Below are 458 nucleotides of genomic sequence, written 5' to 3'. Positions count from 1 at the left end.
CTGCAATAGGTTTTAATTGGTCATCATAATTAATTTCACCATCAATATATGCAAGTAAAATTCCTGTTTCAAATAAGTTTATAGCCTTATTTAATTTATAAGTATTTCTTACTGCTAATTGTCCATTAGGAAGATAAATTTCAGAAATTGGATTTAATTTACCATTTTTTTCAGAAATTTTATTTTTCATTCCATTCATATTTGCCATATCTGGATGTTCTTTCAAAGAATTAACAGCACAAAGTTTTCCTTCATCACTATATCCTTCCAAAGTATTATTGGCTTTATTAATTTTAGATGTTAAAGTTATTTCTTTATCTCTATCCAATTTTTCTCTAATATACTTATTAACTTCATCATAATTTAAGTCTCCTGCTGCATAAGCAATAAAACTACAAAAAGCTAAAAGTAAAATTAAAATTTTTTTCATAAATATAAAACCTCCATTAAATTAAGAT

1 protein-coding gene is annotated in these 458 nt (G+C 24.0%); it reads right to left on the bottom strand.

Going from position 1 to position 458, the window contains the following annotated elements:
- On the bottom strand, window positions 1-430 hold a 430-nt coding region (locus D3227_RS40680), incomplete at its 3' end, for a hypothetical protein (RefSeq protein WP_208646639.1).
- Window positions 431-458 lie beyond the last annotated feature (28 nt).

It is taken from the genome of Mesorhizobium waimense (assembly GCF_003601975.1).
Classification (GTDB): domain Bacteria; phylum Pseudomonadota; class Alphaproteobacteria; order Rhizobiales; family Rhizobiaceae; genus Mesorhizobium; species Mesorhizobium waimense.
The sequence above is the reverse complement of the archived record's forward strand: the minus strand, read 5'-3'. Positions and strand labels throughout refer to the sequence as shown.